Below are 18,246 nucleotides of genomic sequence, written 5' to 3'. Positions count from 1 at the left end.
GGCCGTCATCGTGCACAGATGCTGTTGACATCATGTCATTATTAACTTTTTCGATATTCGTGTGCTCTATCCTCACACCTTTTTGCGCCACAATTTGGTGTTTTCGCGTCACTTTTTTTACTTTTCGAGCCACAATCTTCCGGTTTCGCGCCACAAATCAGGTGATTCGAGCCACTATTTAGCTTTTTCGCGTCACTTCCAATTCTGGCAGTATATAATATGCTCCTTTGCCCATACCTGCTCGCTCAAATCCTGCTCGGAAGTGACGTTAAATTATGCATATTCTTTGATAACTTCACACCTTAATTCTTCCATTACCTGACCATCTCGTTACATACTCCCTCATTCCTTCGACAAAACAAACTATCATTTCCCGGGAAATGACAGTGTAATCCAACAACGTATAAAAGCACCTCTATGAAAGGTGCCGAATTTTTTACCCCTATTTTGGAAACCTAACCTGTATCGTCTTTATTCCTTATCACTAAAACCATGTCGCAATACTTCTAATCTAAAAGCCGTCGGCCATGCTACGAGCCATTCGGAAACACTAAAACCGCCATTTCTAAAGCCCCATTTTGTTTGGAAAAATGCCTCATCTTGGCTGCCTGCAGGTCGTTTTTTTCCTAAAATCTCTAAGCTACCATCTGAGATACCAATAGTAGCATTGTTCCAAACGGCTCTAGCACGTTCTTTCCACATTTTATCCCCTGTTAATTTTCCAAGCTTCATCCAAGCATTCACAAATTTTAAACCATAGGGATCGATATGATGGTGCTGGGTCGATACACTAGTTCCTCCAAAGGTATCATAATTCAGTTGATGCAAGACACTTTCTTTAGGATACGAAACCGTATGATGCCACTGCCATGTCGCAAGATACCATGCAGCATATTCCGCCCAATCAAGATATTTGTTATCAGCGGTGACCTCATATAAAAGCAACCCTGTTTCTAACAACGGAATGGAGGATTCCTTATCAATACAGTAAGTATCTAAGGCCCCCGCTGTTGAATAGCCCTTCTCTTTCAACTCTCCCATATAATAGGTATAACCTTTTTCGGCCATCTCTAGATAATGCTTCTCTTCCGTATGTTTATAGGCTGTAATCAAAGGTGGGAGTAAAAATGCTCCAACCGTACCTTCACGATCAAACGGAGTCCCATCTAGATCCCACGACTTGCCAATTTTCCCGTCTGTAGTCATTTGACTAATGGCAAAGTCACAGATACCTAACGCTAACGTTAAATATTCTGACCTTTCTATATTCAACTGTTTACAGAGTTCATAAGCTTCAAAATATTGTTGAGAAGCAGTCCCAAGATTACAAGCATCTTGAATAGCAGATGAATCTGAATCAAGAACTGCTTCAAAATGAGAATAAATCAAACCATTGTCTAAAGTTCCCTTTTCGACCCAACAATCTAAGGTAGAGAGTCCCATCTGTAATGATGATTCGTTTTTTGTTTTCATATAATCATGAAGCATGGATATAGCTAATGAGGCATTTTGGCCACACCAACCGATTTCATACTTTCTAACTTGTCCCCATTTATTCTCTTGTTCATTCCATCTAAGCCCAATCGAAAATCCTTTAAATCCACCTTCTTCTACCCTTAGACTATTCTTTGCATATTCAACACCATAACGCCAGATCGATTCTGTATCTAGCTCACTCTTTGTCGAGTGAGCATTCAGCTCCCACGCTGTTTGAAGCATTTTCTTCCAAGCTGGTTTAGATGTTTTGATCGCATCTACTACGATGATGGCAGTTAGCGTCACCTCTTTTTCTAATGATTCAGGCCATTTGTTCTGATACGGCTTACCATATCGATCTCTTTTTACATAGGATAATGGCTGCTCCTGCTCTGGCCAAATTAACCGATGCGTCGTTCCATCTTGTTTCGGTTGCAGCGAACATGAAAAATCGATTCCTTCATATTGACCAAACATCCCAATACTGCAATATTTATTGACACTCCATGTTCCACCTGGCACCGCTGTTCGATGATAAGCAAATGACCAGGCTTCTCCCTCATGCTCAAAACCTTTTGGCTCCAGTCCTTTTCCCCAATCATTTCCGTTATAAGATACACCAGGAATCATGTGATAATGAGATGGAACAGCTATTTCAAAGCACATCTCATGGTTAGGCAGCAAACGCCAATCTTGTTGTTCCGATACCAATTTTCTTTTCCATATAAAAATACCATGATCTATTTTTTCTATATGATCCGTAAAGGAAAAATCGGCATCCGGTTTGCTGATAATAGACCCTATTTTTATTTCATCTAAGTATAGATCATTCTTTTCCCAATAAAAAGAACACATGCTATTTCCCCTTTCATTGAAATTATCCTTTTACACTTCCGATCACAATCCCTTTTACAAAATAGCGCTGTAAGAAAGGGTAGACTAAGATGATTGGTAAACAACCTAAGAAAATTTGCGCCGCTTTTAACGTACGATCCGAAATTTCTGATAGACTTTCCAGATCACCGGATGTAATCATCGTTAAGTCTTGCTGGATGATCACAGTTTGTAAAAAGCTCTGCAGCGGATAATTTTCTGGGCTGTTCATCAGAATTAAGCCATCAAACCAACTGTTCCAATGCATAACAAGTGAAAATAAGGTGATTGTGGCAAGTACTGGTGTAGATAAAGGAACGTATATTTTCCATAAAATAGCCCAATGACCCGCTCCATCCATACGCGCTGCTTCATCCAATTCTTTTGGTATTTGTTTTAAAAAATTGATTAACAAAATCACATTAAAAACAGGGACCGCGTTCGGTAATACTAGTGCCCATATCGAATCTAGTAATCCCGCTTCTTTAATGACAATATACCAAGGTATCAATCCACCATGAAATAACATCGTCATAAACAAAAACCATGCTATAAAAGTACGTGGTTTAAATTCTCTTGTCTCTCTGGATAGGGGATACGCTAATAAAACCGTTAAAATAAAATTGATAAATCCTCCTATTAGGATACGTTGGAACGAAACAAACATGGATCTCCAAAACTCTGTTTTTGCCGCTACATACTCATAAGAGCTCAATGTAAATTCAACAGGCCATAGCTTTACTAAACCAGCTGATGCGGCAGAGCTGGAGCTAAATGAAAGGGCTAATACATGAATAAGCGGAAAAATACACAGCAATGACAAAAAGATTAAAAAAGTATTGTTAAACCATGTAAAATATTTATATCCTTTAGATTCCAATCTACTCCCTCCTTAGAAAATACGATAATCGGCAAAGCGATAGGCAAGATAATAAGAAATAGAGACTAATAGACAAGATACAACTGACTTAAACAGGCCTACAGCCGCTGCAACCCCATATTGCGCCTCCATTAAACCAATCCGATAAACAAACGTGTCTATAATATCTCCACTTTCATATACTTGCGGACTATATAAGTTAAAGACTTGTTCAAAACCGGCATTCAAAATATTTCCTAAGCTTAATACCCCTAATAGGACGATGACCATCCTCATCCCTGGCAGAGTAATATGAATCGTCTGTCTAAACCTGCTTGCTCCATCAATTCTCGCTGCTTCATATAATTCTGGATTGATTCCAGTAATAGCAGCAAGATAGACAATCGTCCCAAAGCCAAACTCTTTCCATACTTCCGAACCTACTAGAGTAATAGGAAACCATGTGTTATCTCCTAAGAAAAAGATGGACTCAATGCCTATCCAACCTAACATAAGGTTAATAATCCCTTCAGAGGGAGACAAAATATCAATTAAAATACCACCGAGAACCACCCATGATAAAAAGTGAGGCAAGTAGATAATCGTCTGGATCGATCTCTTTAATCCCATCATTCGAACTTCATTAATTAAAATCGCCACGACAATAGGTACAATGAGATTGAATATAATCTTAAATGTCGCAATATATAGCGTGTTCCATAACACCCGTAATGAATTAGGCAATTCCAATACATATAAGAAGTTCTCCCATCCAATCCATTCCTGATCCCCCAGCAATCCTTTGGCTGGTATGAAGTTTTGAAATGCAATAACAATCCCGAACATTGGCCCATATGAAAATATAAGGACTAATATAATACCAGGTATCACCATTAAATATAGAGGCGCTTGTGATCCTTTCAAAATTCCCCCTCCTTTTTCATGGAGAAAGAGGAAAGCAAGTCAGACAGAAACGCTTTCCCCTTGCTCTCTGTTTATTCGTTTACACTTTGATACCATTCGTTTACTTCTTCTGTCATTTGTTCACCGCCAAGTGCATTCCAGTCCTCCACAAACTTATCAAATTCATCAATATCTGCTGAGCCTAAGATAATTTTTGTAAATACCTCATTTTGCAGTTCGTCTAATGTTGATTTTTTCTTCGCCATTGTTGGAGTTGGGGCACCATTAAATGCATCTCTCTTAAATAAGTCCTGATCTTGGTATTCTTTCATGATGCCAAAGACACCTTCCTTGCCATAAATACGCTCCCATCCCCATAATCCTTCATCGCCTTCTTCATGCGCTTTTACTCTTCCATACACGACTTGGGCTTCACCTGTTAATTGATCAGTCGTATCATTTTCTACTGCTTCTCGAATATCCAAGAATGCATCTAAGTTTTTCGTCGGAGGACTTGGAGTTGGAGGAGAAAGCTTCCAAGTTCCTTCTGCTCCATCTGGCATATAATACTTATCAAATTCAGCTGTTTCCCCCCAATTTTTCTCAATAAATCCGTTAAACATTTTCATAATTGCTTCTGGATGCTCTACATCTTTACTAACTACCCACCATGAACCTGTACCTAGCGTGATTTGTGGTCTTGCTGGTTGATCATCAACCGAAACAATTGGATAGGATTTCCATTGCGCATTCGGATCCTGATCCCGATTGGATTGTAAAGGCCAAAGTGAATTCCATTGCTGACCATAATGAAGGCCATTCTTACCAGCTGCTGGATCCTCCGCTACTTTTCCACCAGGTTTTACACCGAACTCTTTATCGATTTGTCCATCCTTAAACATATCTTGAAGTGCTTTTAATGCCGTCTTCACCTCAGGTTGGATCGAGCCATACACAAGTTTCCCAGAGTCATCCTTAACCCAAATATTCGGGTAAGCATGGAACCCATTGAAAAAGCCTGTAAGTCCTGCATATCCATCCCATAAATCCTTTGTAACAGCTAAACCTGTCGTGTCATCTTCTCCATTTCCATCAGGATCTTCCTTCGTAAAAGCTTCTGATATAGCTAATACATCATCCATCGTTTTTGGCTCAGGAAGTCCTAATTTTTCTAACCAATCGGTACGAACCCATATAAAGTGCGCGCCATCAATGGAAGAATCCATATTTGGTAATCCCCACAATTTCCCATCAATGGTTGCTGCATCAAATGGGCCAGTACCATCTGATTCCAGCACTTCTTTTGTAAAAGGGGCAGCATAATCCTCATAAATGTCCGTTACATCCACCACCATGTCAGATTCAACTAATTGATTTAATTGTGTTTCGTTGACAGAAAGAAAATCAGGGATATCGCCAGAAGCTAATGTTACATTCATTTTTTGATCAAATTGGTCTCCGCCGGAAGCGATCCAATCATACGTAACATTAATCCCGAATTCTTCTCTATAGTAATCTAACCAAACATTGTCTTCGATCGTTTCACCATCAACTAATGCTAAATCCATCGTGTCATCTACTGACCGAACAAAGGAGACGTCAATCGTTGGATCATATTTACCAAATGGTTCTTTCTCCTCTTCATTATTTGCTGTTTCCGTTTGTTCCCCTTCTTCTTCTTGATTCTCCTGTTCACTAGTCGTATCCGAATCAGAGCAAGCCATGATCAACATGATTAAACAGACAGATAGAAAAACACAAAATAATTTCAACCCTTTAGCCAATCTTATTCCCCCTCGTTTTTTTGATTTTATTAGAAAGCGCTTTCTTTATTGTATTATCTAATCTTTCAACGAATTTATCTATAAGATTTTGTTGCCTTTTATGAACTTTTATTGCCTTGTTAAAAAGGAAGGGATAAAACAGAGAAATCTATTCTTTTTTAACATGGCACTAGAAGGCTTTTTCACGAAATTGCTGTGGAGTCACACCATTCTTCTTTTTGAAATAACGGATAAAATAGGGAGCCTCATAACCGACCTTTTCAGCAATTTCACGAACTCTATGATTTGTATTTAATAATAATTCTTTTCCTAAAGTCATCCGTTGTTCCGTAATATAATCAGACAAAGATTGACCTGTTTTCCTTTTATAAAGTTTGGATAAGTAAGTAGGACTATGGTGGGCGATTTCAGAGAGTTTGGTAAGCGATAAGTCCTCATGTAAATGTTCATGAATATATTGTTGTAAAGTGACAATGACATGAGTATTCGGATCCTCTTGTTGCTCTACCTTTTTATCAAAAATAAGATCGCTTAATTCCATTAGATAGTTAAATGCTTCTTGATAGGTGTGATGAACTGGATGGGTATGTGCGATCACTTCATCTGCCTCTATTTGTAATACATCATATAAATCCTGCTTATTAAGGTATTGAAGAATCATGTTTGTTAATGCTGTTAAATACTCACATAATTTGCGGCTTCCTTCCTTTTTTGCTTCCTCGTAATGTCGGAAAAATAATTGATGGAATGCTTGCTTTTCTCCTAATTCTAAATAGCTTTCTAACTGCTTAAGGTTTTTCATGCTTGATTTTGATTGACATGAGCGTTCCATCATGTAATCGTCTTTTACGATCACTTCTTGATTGAAGCAAATGGTTCTAGCTAACAACATGTTTAACCGACTGAAGCCCTCCCGAATGGTTTCCCAATGGCATGGATTCATTCGGATGGAGAAGGCTGCTGATACTCCATAAAATTGCTTCATGTGATGCTGTACATCTTCGAATATAGTACAAGCAAAAGCTGCTGTTTTTGACCAATTCTCTAATTCTCTTGACTGGATCAGCCAAATCATTCCTTTTCGCTTATTGTACAAGAAATGAAAAACACGATAACCTTTATCCAAATTGCATTTTACTAATTCCTCCATTTTCTTATAACCTGCTTCTATCTCGTGATGGGTGTGATCCTGGTAGTGGATTCGGCCCAATACCATCAAGAAAGGCTGATTAAGTGAGAGGGGTATGTCTAATTCCGCCATCTTCTCTTGGTCTATCGCTTTCGACTGTCCACGTATTAATTTCAAGATACATTCCTTTTGCATCATCGGTAATGCTTCTTTTACTTTTTCCAGGTTACTTCGTGCTATCTCCCTTTGCTTTCTTTCTTCTGTTAGGACATCGATCGCTTTTCTTACCGCATGAATGACCTCTTCATCATCCTCATTTTTTAAGATATAATCAACACTCCCGCCATTGCGGATAACCGTCTGAATATACGAAAAATCATTAAAGCCTGTTAAAAAGATGATTTTACAGTCTCTCCACTTTTTGTAAATCTCTTTTTGCAATTCCATCCCATCCATACCAGGCATTCTTATATCTGATAGGACGATATCTATTCTCGTCTTTTTCATTAAATCAATGGCATCATATGCGTTATATGCTGTAAAAATATCAAGCTGGAATTCTTCATGGTTTTCAAATAGAAACTGGAGGCTATCTGCAATAATTGGCTCATCATCTAGGATTAACAGGTTAAACATTGTCCATCTCTCCTTTCAGTGGAATGTTAATCATGACCTTCAATCCATGATACTGCCCACGTGCAAACGTAATCCCGCTATCATCACCAAAATTCATTTGAAGGCGTCTGTGTACATTTAACAATCCCGTCGTCTCTCTTTGGTCTGAAGTAAGAGAAGATGATAACTCTTTAACCCTTTCCTCTGTTATATCCCCATTATCTTCTATACAAATGGAGAACCGATTCATTTGCATTGTGCAATAAATAGACAACTTGGCATTGGATACTTTATCCTTCAGCCCGTGCTCAAAGGCATTTTCAACAATGGGCTGCAGGATTAACCGGGGAACCTTAATCGGCTTAAATGTTTCATCTAAAGGTCCAATCGATACTTCTAAACGATTCGAGAATCTTACTTGTTGAATTTCAAGATAGGACATCATATGCTGATATTCCTCTTCAAGCGTAACCTCTTGATTAGCATTTCTCGTAATATACTTAAAGTAATGGCCTAAATGCTTAGAAAAAGTGGCGGCTTCTTCATGTTTGTATTTAATCATTCGATGTAAAATAAAGAAGCTGTTATATAAAAAGTGGGGATTGATCTGTGCTTGCAATTGCCTTAATTCTGCTTGGTATAGGTGTAGCTTTTGAATGTAAGTCTCATGTATGAGCCGCTTTAAATTTGTTGTCATACGATTGAATCCATTATAAATATAGTTAAATTCATCATTAAAGATACTGTTGATCTTAAAGTCAAATTCTCCTTTTTCCACTTTTTTGAATGAATGAACGAGGGTCTTAATCGGTTTATGAATAAACAGATAAATAATATAGGAAAACAATAAGGTGATAAAAATGGTAGTACCGCATAACAGCCAAAAAAAGACACGATATTCATTCATCGTTCCGACCATGGAATCCTCTAACAAATAAACCACTAACGAAGCATTCAAGAGTGTCGATTGACCGTTAATGATCCAATAATTTTTGTCGTTAAGCTCCATAGATGATAAGGAAAGCTTTTCTTCTGGACTACTCTTATTCTCGGTAAAGGTATGGACTAGTTTTTTTGATATCGGATTATTCTCTGAAGTGCTGATTTGTAAATCTGGATGGAATAGAATGGCACCTCCATTCACAGTAAATTGGTTTAATGATTGCTGTAAGTATTCAATAGATAACTGTATCTCGATAATATATAATGGCGTGTAAATGGATGGAGAATAAGACATATTAATAAACAATTCGCCGTCTCTAATCATGACACCATTACTGTTACCAATGGAATAATCATCCATTTGATAATCATTTATATATTTGGTTGGAGAAATGCTTCGGTTAATGGAAGGGATTTTAACTTCTATCCCTTCTATATAAGCGCTTGAATTTTTAAGCACATCTAATTTTTGATAGATTCGATTAATGATTTCTGTCCGTTCATATTCTGAGAGATTGGAGCCTAAACTGCTTAACTTTTGTAAATCGTGATCATTCATATATTGCTTCTGTAAAGACATGATTCGTTGGATTTCATCCTCAAGAGACATCATATAAAAATGGACTTGCTCTATTTTGCTGTTCGTTATTTGTGATTTCACTTCACTTTTTGCTACCTCAATGATATGTAAGGTTAAGAGAAATACAGGTACTACTAGAATTAAGAATGAACAAAATAGTTTGACTATAATCGGAATCTTGACTTGTCGTAATACACTGAAGATTTTTTTGGGGGAAAATTTCGAGAAACGATGCGTCACAAATGATATGCCTCCCTATAATGAAATCTAGTAAAATTTCATATATTTGGTATTCGACTATACTTTATTGAAATAGATTTAATATATTTGTTTGATCATATGCAAGTTTCGCTTATATTAAAACTATTAATTTAAGAAAAACTTTTCCTATGGATCTTTATCAAGGCTTTCTGGCTACGCAGGCAGAAAGTCTCAGTAAAATAATCCCTTAAGAAAAGTGGTAAAGACCAGAAACTGCCTGGAGGCATTTTCTGGTCTTTTTTTATGTTAGAGCTCGGATGTGTGCAACGACTTGAGTCTGTGGTAAGACTTTTGCGCCACAATTTGGTGTTTTCGCACCACTTTTTTTGCTTTTCGAGCCACAATCTTCCGGTTTTGAGCCACAATCTTCCGGTTTTGAGCCACAAATAAGGTGATTCGAGCCACTATTTAGCTTTTTCGCGCCACTTCCAATTTTGGCAGTATATAATATGCTCCTTTGCCCGTGCCTGCTCGCTCAAATCCTGCTCGGAAGTGACGTTAAATTACGACGCAGTTTATGGATATTACGAACAAATTTTATACTTTCTGTTATGATTAAGAAAAAATAACTGTTCATCACTTCACATATATTCCTTTACTTTGTTCATTAATGTCATCATATCTATTAAAAAAATGATACTTATCATAAGGTTAAATACCAAAATAAAAAAGTACTTTGTCAAAATAGTACTTAAACCACCATTAAGTACCAAAATGAATAACCACACGATCAAAAATGACACTTATAACGGTGATAAGTGCCAAAATCAAGACTAAATCTCATAAACTTGGTACTTAACAGCTGAATAAATACCAAATCAATAAGAAATACAAAGAAAATGACACTTATCTATTTTTTCCAGTTACTTCAAGTTCATTAATTTACCATTTTATATACATTTACCATACTTAATTTCCCAACGTGTAAAAAAAAAGCCTTACAGAGATTTCTTTCTCCGTAAGACTTCCGCATTTTTCACCTTACACTTCGGCATAAAACCGGGAAGCGACAGGCATTCAAAGATTAATTTGCTCCTAGGTAATTATCATAAGCCTCTTGATTAATTTCAACATAACGGTCAACTCCTAATGACTCAAGACCCGCTACATAATCATCCCAATCCTCTTCAAGACTCATTTCACCTGTGATAAATCGAACTGCACTTTGCTCTACATTATCTAGAATATTGGTTTCTAATGTAGCAATCTCGTCTTGTACTTCCCCTTCGTACCATATTGCCCAGTGCGGAAAGATTTCTTCAGGCTCCATCCCTTCATATAGGTAAGTTGCTTCTTGGAGACGTCTTTCATAACCATCATCGGTGTAAATATCTTCTGCTTGAACCCATCCATCACGATATTCTCTTGGTTGGAAGTACTGCGCACTTGCCCCCCAAGAATTGTTTGTCGGCTCTTCTGGGTGCAACTGCTTTAAATTCGGCTCCATTTCCTCATTGATAGCAACATCACCTTCTTCAGGCTTAATCCAATCTTCACCTTCCACTCCAAAATGCGCCCGTGTTGAGCCTTCTTCTGTAAACATATAATCTAGTAACTTGATTGCCTTAATTTGCGCTTCTTCGCTTGCTTTATTAGTAATAGCAAATGTAGCCCCTTGTACAACTGGATAATTATAAGTGGAATACTGCTGATAAGTACCTTTTAACGGGGCTAACACATCATAAGCATATTGATTTTCGTTATCTACAAATTCCCATGGGTGTTGTGCAGTTGCTGATCCTAAAATCATTCCATCTGCGTTATTTCCTAATTGTTGATAGGCATCTCTATTTTGAGTGAAAGAACCTGGATCAATAAGTCCTTCTTTGTATAGAGAATGGATATACTCCAATCCCTCTCTCCATTCGTCTGTGTTAGCGACAAAATCAACCTTACCATCTTTTACAGATAATTTTGTTTCTACATCATCGTAAACAAAACCATTCATTAAATAAGGAATAACTGAATGACTCGGTGAAGCAGCTGAACCACTTAAAGGGATTTCATCAGCTTCTCCATTACCATTTGGATCGTCTTCTTTAAAAGCTGTTAAAACCTTTTTAAATTCTTCATGAGTTTTAGGCGTATCCAAATTCAAGGTTTCTAACCAATTTGTATTAATCCACATTTTATTTGGCCAAGTACAATGGAAACACTCTTCTAGCTGGGGAATACCATATATATTCCCATCTGGTGCTGTCGCTATTTTTCTAAATTCATCATATTCATCTAAAACCGATTGAAGGTTAGGAGCATGATTTTCTATTAAATCATTTAAGGGGATTAACACGCCTTGATTTCCATAACGCAATAAGTCATTTGCTTTAAACTGATCTACCCATTCTATAAGAAAATAAGCATCCGGATAGTCTCCACTTGCTAAAGAGATTTGGCGTCTTTCATTTGCTGCTGCAGCGTCATACGATGTTGTTTCAAACTCAAAATCGATACCAAATTCTTCTTCAGCAAACTGTGTAAACGAATTTGTTTCTAAATCCGTGTCTTCACTCTCTGGCATAAATACAGAAATTTTTGTCTTACCTTCCGACTCATTATCTGACTCTTCATCTGAAACATCCTCATCAGAAGTACAAGCGCTTAATAAAACAATCCCTATTAGTCCTGTCATTAGCAGATACCAAATCTTTCTTTTCATCTCTACCTCTCCCCTCTTTATAAAAAGCTGTTAAACCTCCATAAAACAACTAATCGACAATTGCTCTACCACCTCCTTAAAAATAAAATAGATATGCTTATCCTTTCACTGATCCAATTAGCATTCCTTTTACGAAATATTTTTGAGCAAAAGGATAGATGATAAGAACTGGTAAACTGGATACAACGATTAAAGAATATTTCATTAGATTTGCCAACTGCTTCCGTCTTTGTTGCTCAGCAATATCCATATTCGCACCAGAATCACTTTGTACAATTAACAATTCTCTTAGCTCTAACTGTAATGGAAATAACGCCTCCGTTTTCAGAAAAATCATCGCATCAAAATAACTATTCCATTGAAACACAGCATACATCAAAGCAAGAACAGCAATGATCGGTTTTGATAGCGGTATCACAACATACCACAAAAATTTCAAGCTGCTGCACCCGTCCATTTCACTAGCTTCCACAAGCTCCTCAGGGACACTTGATTGGAAAAAAGTACGTGCAATAATAATCTGCCAAACTGCCATTGCTTTTGGAATTAATATGGCCCATGGAGTATCTAACATTCCTAGCTTTTGAACGACAAGATATTCTGGTATGAGACCACCATAGAAGAGCATTGTAAATAGTATAAAAAACATCAAGAATGTTCTGCCATAGAAGGATTCTCTTGATAGCGGATAGGCAAAAATAACAGTTAACACAACTGCGAGGACGGTATAACCAAAGGTGTAAAGAATAGAATTTCTAAACCCTCTTATAACATCTGAATTTCTTAAAACTTCTATATAGCCTTCAAGGGAAAAATCAACTGGCCATAGCCATACCTGTCCTGAAGTTACGGCTTCTGGGCTGCTAAGAGAAGCACTCACTATATAGATGAGTGGATACAATACGATAAGCATGACTATGCATAAATAAGCATATACTCCCCCAAGAAAAATTCGATCTGTAAATGATTCCCTTATTAATGTTTTATTTTTCCTCATAACAAAGCTCCTTTCTACCACAAACCGTTTCCTGATACGCGTCGAGCTATGGCATTAACAAGAACAAGTAAGATAAGATTAATAATCGAATTAAACAATCCTACCGCTGTACTGAAACTGAAATTGGCATTTATGATACCCATTTTGTATACATAAGTTTGTAAAATTTCAGAAGTACTTAAGTTTAATGGGTTTTGTAATAGATACACTTTTTCAAACCCGATTGCCATTAAGTTTCCGACACTTAGAATCAGAATAATAACGATAGCTGGCATGATTCCAGGAATATCAACATTTATAATTCGCTGAATTCTAGAAGCACCATCAATTTTGGCCGCTTCATATTGTTGCTTATCCACACCTGCAAGTGCAGCTAAGTAAATGATGGCGGAATAACCCGTAAGCTGCCAAGCATCTGACCAGACGAATATAGATCGAAACATGTCTGCCTGACCAAGAAAATTAATAGATTCAAAACCTAGCATTTCTACTAATGTGTTAATGATTCCCGTCCTAGGAGATAGCATTAATATGATCATAGAAACAATGACAACCGTTGAAATAAAATAAGGAGCATAAGTAAACATTTGTACAGATCGCTTAAACAACCCATCTTTTATTTCATTTAATGCAAGCGCTAATATAATAGGAAGCGGAAACGTTATGGCAAGCTGATACAAACTTAAATACAATGTGTTTTTAATTAAATCCCATGCTACTGGATTATTAAAAAAATTCTCAAAATGCTTCATTCCTACCCATGGACTGCCCATGATACCTTGAACGACATTATAATCCTTAAAAGCAATCACAGCCCCGAACATTGGAATGTATTTAAAAATGATAAAATAGAGCACTGGTGGAATTATTAATAAATACAGCTGCCAATGTCTTCTAAAACTTTTTTTGGCTAAATACCATTGAGTTACTTTTTTATTCGTGTTCGTTTTTTTAATAGTTTGATTGATCCCTGTTGCCGACTTCAGATTAATCCCTCCTTTTTCATATCTTAAAAACACCTCATACAGGAAGCGCTTACATAAAAATTATCAGCTCTATTTTATTATTCAAAGAGACAATCGAAACAAATACGTACAATTCCGAAATTTTTATAAAAAACGGAAAAGGTACACTTAAAAAATCAACGTACAAATGAGAACAAATGAACACAAAAAGAGCATAAGATCGCATATTAGTGACATCTTATACTCACAGACAATCTGTTTCATTTAACGAACACATCTATCCACTTTTCATCGTATTTCTATACTGATTAGGCGTAATGTTGTTTATTCTTTTAAACGCCCGCCGAAAAGAATGGGCACTATTATATCCAACTAACTCTGAAATCTCCACTATTTTTTTCTGAGTATTGGCCAATAGATACATGGCTTTATTAATCCGGATCTTCTCTAGGTATTCCGTGATATACTCTCCTGTTTCTTCTTTGAAAATTTGTGAAATGTACTTTTCTGGACGGCCAAAATGTTCTGCTATTGCATACAGGTTTAAATCCGCATTGGAATAATGATTTTCAAGAAATTTATTAATGGATTTAACTGTATAATGATTCGTATGCTGTCTTTCATTTCTAATAACTTTACAGTAATAATCTATGACTTCCATAAACAACTTCTCTGTGAGATGTACATCACTTGTTAGTTGAATATCTAGCAATTTTTTCCGAATATATTCCGCTAGATTTTCCTTGCGCACGAAATATTGTTCAAATGATTTAAAAAAAGTCCCTTTCACTTCATATATGAATTGATCGACCATATCTGTTGAAAGACATCTTTTATCGATATTCTCTATAAATAGCTCACGTATTATTTTTTTTGCTTCTTCTGCTTCCCCATCTTTTAGATTTTTTAAAAGTCTGAGTTCATATTCGAGTGGGTAATAAAACACAGCCGACACTTGCATCATCTCATCATACCAATATAATCCAAATCCTTCATTCGAAAAAGTGGCAAATTCAATGGCTTGTTTTGCCTCATTATAAGATCGACTTATATCAGATAAGGCATTAAATTCATGGCCTATCCCTACTTTTAAAGTGATCCGATATTCTTTGTGAAAATACTCTTGTAATGACATAAACATCTTTTCGATTTTATTTGCCATAGCTGCTCCATTTTCTTGATCGTCAATAAAAATGTACACTAATTTATCCGAGTGTATATTTGTTAAATAAAACTTACGACATATTTTGCTAGATTCTTGTTTAATGACAAGCTGAATAGCATGAAGTTCTTCATAAATTTCACTACTCGAAATCTCTTCATATCCTTCTATCTTTACTACACTCACATAACCATTGTTTCCATTTAAATCAACGTTGACCTGTTTGGCAAATCCATACAAATGACTGTTACTTTCTGTTAACTCTCCCGATAATAATTGTTTTAAAAAGGCATCTTTTAATAACGGCTTTTGTTCAGCAAGTTGAGTTTGCAGGTTGGTATTTGCAGCAATAAGCTTAGAAACATTTCCGTGAAGAAAATCATAATCATTTTTTGTCTCTAGTTCAGAATAATCTTTCAATGTTCTTATTAAGTGGTTTATAGGACGGCTATTTCTGTATGCAAAAACTAAACAAATAATAAGTCCAATGATTAGAGTACTTCCTGTGACGATCCATGTTATATACTTAATTGGCTGAGCTTGCTTTGTTAATGTTTCATTTGGAATACCTGCAACATAAACCCAATCATATTTATCAGAATGTAAAGAAATGAGCAATGTTCCATCATCTAAATATTTTTTACTATTTTCCTCTGAAACCGAAGAGACGATATGATTTATTCTGTCTTCTTTAATCCCATGAGCTGTGATCACATTCTGGTTGGCATCTGTAATAAATGACCAACCACCAAATTGCTTAGAAATACCATTTAGTAAATGATTCATTTTGTTTTGTTCAATCGGAACAACAATAGAACCACTGTTATTCTCCCCATTATGGCTCATTGATAATGATTTAACATACGTAATTACTTTGGTGTTTGACTCTTTTTTTACATAAGGTTTACTAGGTATCATTTGATATGGTTGATCACTCTCTAATATCTCCGTTTTCCACTGTGAAAATGTAAGGTCCGTATAATGGTTCTGCTGATAGTAATGAAGAGGCCGGAAATAGACTGAACCAGGAACAACTACAAGATCTGTATTTTGTATATAAATATAAAAGTCTTCTAAGAATTCATTAGTAGAAGCGTATGGTGAGATATCTGCTGAAAATCGTCTCATGCTAGAAATAATTTTATTTCTTTCTGTTACATTTTTATTAAGCAATGTTATTAAATCTTTATTTAAAGAAAGCTGCCTCCCGAATCTATCTATTTCCGTTAAGCGCTGTTCAAGAATGGCTTTACTTTGATTCAATACTTGTCTGCTATTCGTAATGGAGTATTTTTCTGCTGTTTGCAAAGACACTTGATAGGAAATGATTCCTGACAACATTGGAATTAATAAAATAATAATATAAGATATAAAAAACCGCCTAAACACAGTTGTAGCTTTTGACTGTTTCATAGACTTACTCCTTTCAATAACCTTTCATACAATTCAAGCCGAAATTGATCAATTTCGGCTTAGATGATATGAAATATCAGTATATTATCATTTCCTGTAAGTCATACACTGAAGGAGTCAACATGGTGTTAGCATGTCCTTAATCTATCCATATCTTAAATACAACTGGTTTATCGCTATTCACCTTTTCAGCAGTAATTTCTAGAGCCTCTTCTGTTCTATGCCAGGTTGGCTTTTCATGAAATCCTAAAATCGATATATCGTTAATGATTCCATGAAAATGAGGCAGTTTAGAAGCGTCTTGTTCAGCAAGAGATTTTATTTTCACTCTCCCATCATGCGGGAATTCTAAAACGGTCGCATATAAACAGGAACCATTTACAGTGAAACGGATATCCTCTGGCGTGAATTGCTTGGATTTACTATCAGTGAACTGTCCTTCTTCTATATTAGTTGGACCCTCTCCAAATTTGCGCCATACTTTACTTCCATAAATCGCTTCACCATTTAATTTTAACCATTCTCCAATCTCTAATAAAATGTGTCTGTCCTCTTCGGGGATAGTCCCATCTGCTTTCGGTCCAACATTTAGCATTAAAGTACCATTTTTACTCACAATGTCTACTAGATCACATATCATTTCATTGGCCTTTTTATAATCATTATTTTCCGTATAGCACCATGAATTTTTAGCAACAGATGTATCCGTTTGCCAGAAATAAGGCTTCTGTTCTGCAAATTGTCCTCTTTCAATATCTACTACAGCACTGCCAAACATGAATGCATCATGTTTATAATTAATCGCAACTTCTATATCCCATTCCACTGCTCGATTGTAGTAATAGGCAGCAAACTTCTTTAAATATGGTTTGACAGAATGATGCTGAATCCACCAATCAAAATAAACAATCCTTGGACGATATCGATCAACAATTTCACACGTCCTTACCAACCAATCTTCAAGAAATTCTTTAGAAGGCGATGGACTATACAAATCCTGATGATCAGGTTCTGGCATAGCTGCCCAATAAAAATCTCCACGTTCCAGAGGTTCTTTAATATCACTGTCAAATTCCTTCCCATGCCCCATAAAGAACCAATGTTCAATACGATGGGATGAGGCACATAATGGAATATTCCTCTTATGCAGAGATTCTCCAAGTTCTCCTAAAATATCTCGTTTTGGTCCCATATCATAGGCGTTATATTTAGATATATCACTTTTATACATTTGAAAACCGTCATGATGCTCTGCTACAGGCATCACGTAACGTGCACCAGCCTCTTCAAATAGTTCTGCCCATTCATCTGCATCAAACTTCTCTGCTTTAAATAGTGGGATAAAATCTTTATAGCCGAACTCTTTATGCTCACCATACGTCTTTAAATGATGTTCGTATTCTTTTGATCCTTGAACATACATATTTCTTGAATACCACTCACTCCCAAATGCAGGAACAGAGTAGACTCCCCAGTGAATAAATATCCCAAACTTTGCATTACGATACCAATCAGGAAGTTTAAATTGAGACAGAGACTCCCAACTGTCCTCAAAAGGCCCCTTTTTAATAACTGCGTCAATTTCATTTAGGTATTCCTGCATATTATTTGGATTAACCATCTTCTTTCTC

Annotated in this window: 11 protein-coding genes; all 11 read right to left on the bottom strand. The window is 36.3% G+C overall.

The window, feature by feature from the left end; all coding sequences use genetic code 11:
• Positions 1–471: 471 nt before the first annotated feature.
• Positions 472–2,331, bottom strand: a complete 1,860-nt coding sequence (locus GHD00_RS11005; RefSeq protein WP_163538209.1) for a hypothetical protein — start codon at positions 2,329–2,331, stop codon at positions 472–474.
• A 22-nt stretch (positions 2,332–2,353) separates the two neighbouring features.
• Complete coding sequence (locus GHD00_RS11000) at positions 2,354–3,229, bottom strand: carbohydrate ABC transporter permease (RefSeq protein ID WP_163538208.1); 876 nt, start codon at positions 3,227–3,229, stop codon at positions 2,354–2,356.
• Between the two features lie 12 nt (positions 3,230–3,241).
• Positions 3,242–4,102 (bottom strand): ABC transporter permease, encoded by an 861-nt coding sequence (locus tag GHD00_RS10995; RefSeq protein ID WP_163538252.1) that lies wholly within the window; start codon positions 4,100–4,102, stop codon positions 3,242–3,244.
• 101 nt (positions 4,103–4,203) lie between these two features.
• Entirely contained in the window at positions 4,204–5,895 is a 1,692-nt protein-coding gene (locus GHD00_RS10990; RefSeq protein WP_240468669.1) for an extracellular solute-binding protein, read from the bottom strand.
• Positions 5,896–6,064: 169 nt separating this feature from the next.
• Positions 6,065–7,660, bottom strand: coding sequence for a response regulator transcription factor (locus tag GHD00_RS10985; protein ID WP_163538207.1), 1,596 nt, complete (start codon positions 7,658–7,660; stop codon positions 6,065–6,067).
• Positions 7,653–9,401 (bottom strand): sensor histidine kinase, encoded by a 1,749-nt coding sequence (locus GHD00_RS10980; protein WP_163538206.1) that lies wholly within the window; start codon positions 9,399–9,401, stop codon positions 7,653–7,655. The genes GHD00_RS10985 and GHD00_RS10980 overlap by 8 nt, the downstream gene beginning before the upstream one ends.
• Before the next feature lie 1,045 nt (positions 9,402–10,446).
• On the bottom strand, positions 10,447–12,078 hold the full coding sequence (locus tag GHD00_RS10975; RefSeq protein ID WP_163538205.1) for a type 2 periplasmic-binding domain-containing protein: 1,632 nt from the start codon (positions 12,076–12,078) through the stop codon (positions 10,447–10,449).
• Positions 12,079–12,175: 97 nt separating this feature from the next.
• Positions 12,176–13,075 carry a carbohydrate ABC transporter permease gene (locus GHD00_RS10970; protein WP_163538204.1) on the bottom strand — a complete coding sequence of 300 codons (900 nt, stop codon included), beginning with the start codon at positions 13,073–13,075 and terminating at the stop codon, positions 12,176–12,178.
• Positions 13,076–13,089: 14 nt separating this feature from the next.
• On the bottom strand, positions 13,090–14,031 hold the full coding sequence (locus tag GHD00_RS10965) for an ABC transporter permease (RefSeq protein ID WP_240468673.1): 942 nt from the start codon (positions 14,029–14,031) through the stop codon (positions 13,090–13,092).
• Positions 14,032–14,317: 286 nt separating this feature from the next.
• Positions 14,318–16,615 carry a helix-turn-helix domain-containing protein gene (locus GHD00_RS10960; RefSeq protein ID WP_163538203.1) on the bottom strand — a complete coding sequence of 766 codons (2,298 nt, stop codon included), beginning with the start codon at positions 16,613–16,615 and terminating at the stop codon, positions 14,318–14,320.
• Positions 16,616–16,754: 139 nt separating this feature from the next.
• Positions 16,755–18,236 carry an alpha-L-fucosidase gene (locus GHD00_RS10955; protein WP_163538202.1) on the bottom strand — a complete coding sequence of 494 codons (1,482 nt, stop codon included), beginning with the start codon at positions 18,234–18,236 and terminating at the stop codon, positions 16,755–16,757.
• Between the last annotated feature and the right edge of the window lie 10 nt (positions 18,237–18,246).

The sequence above is a fragment of the Gracilibacillus sp. YIM 98692 genome (assembly GCF_010993965.1).
GTDB lineage: Bacteria > Bacillota > Bacilli > Bacillales > Amphibacillaceae > Gracilibacillus.
The sequence above is the reverse complement of the archived record's forward strand: the minus strand, read 5'-3'. Positions and strand labels throughout refer to the sequence as shown.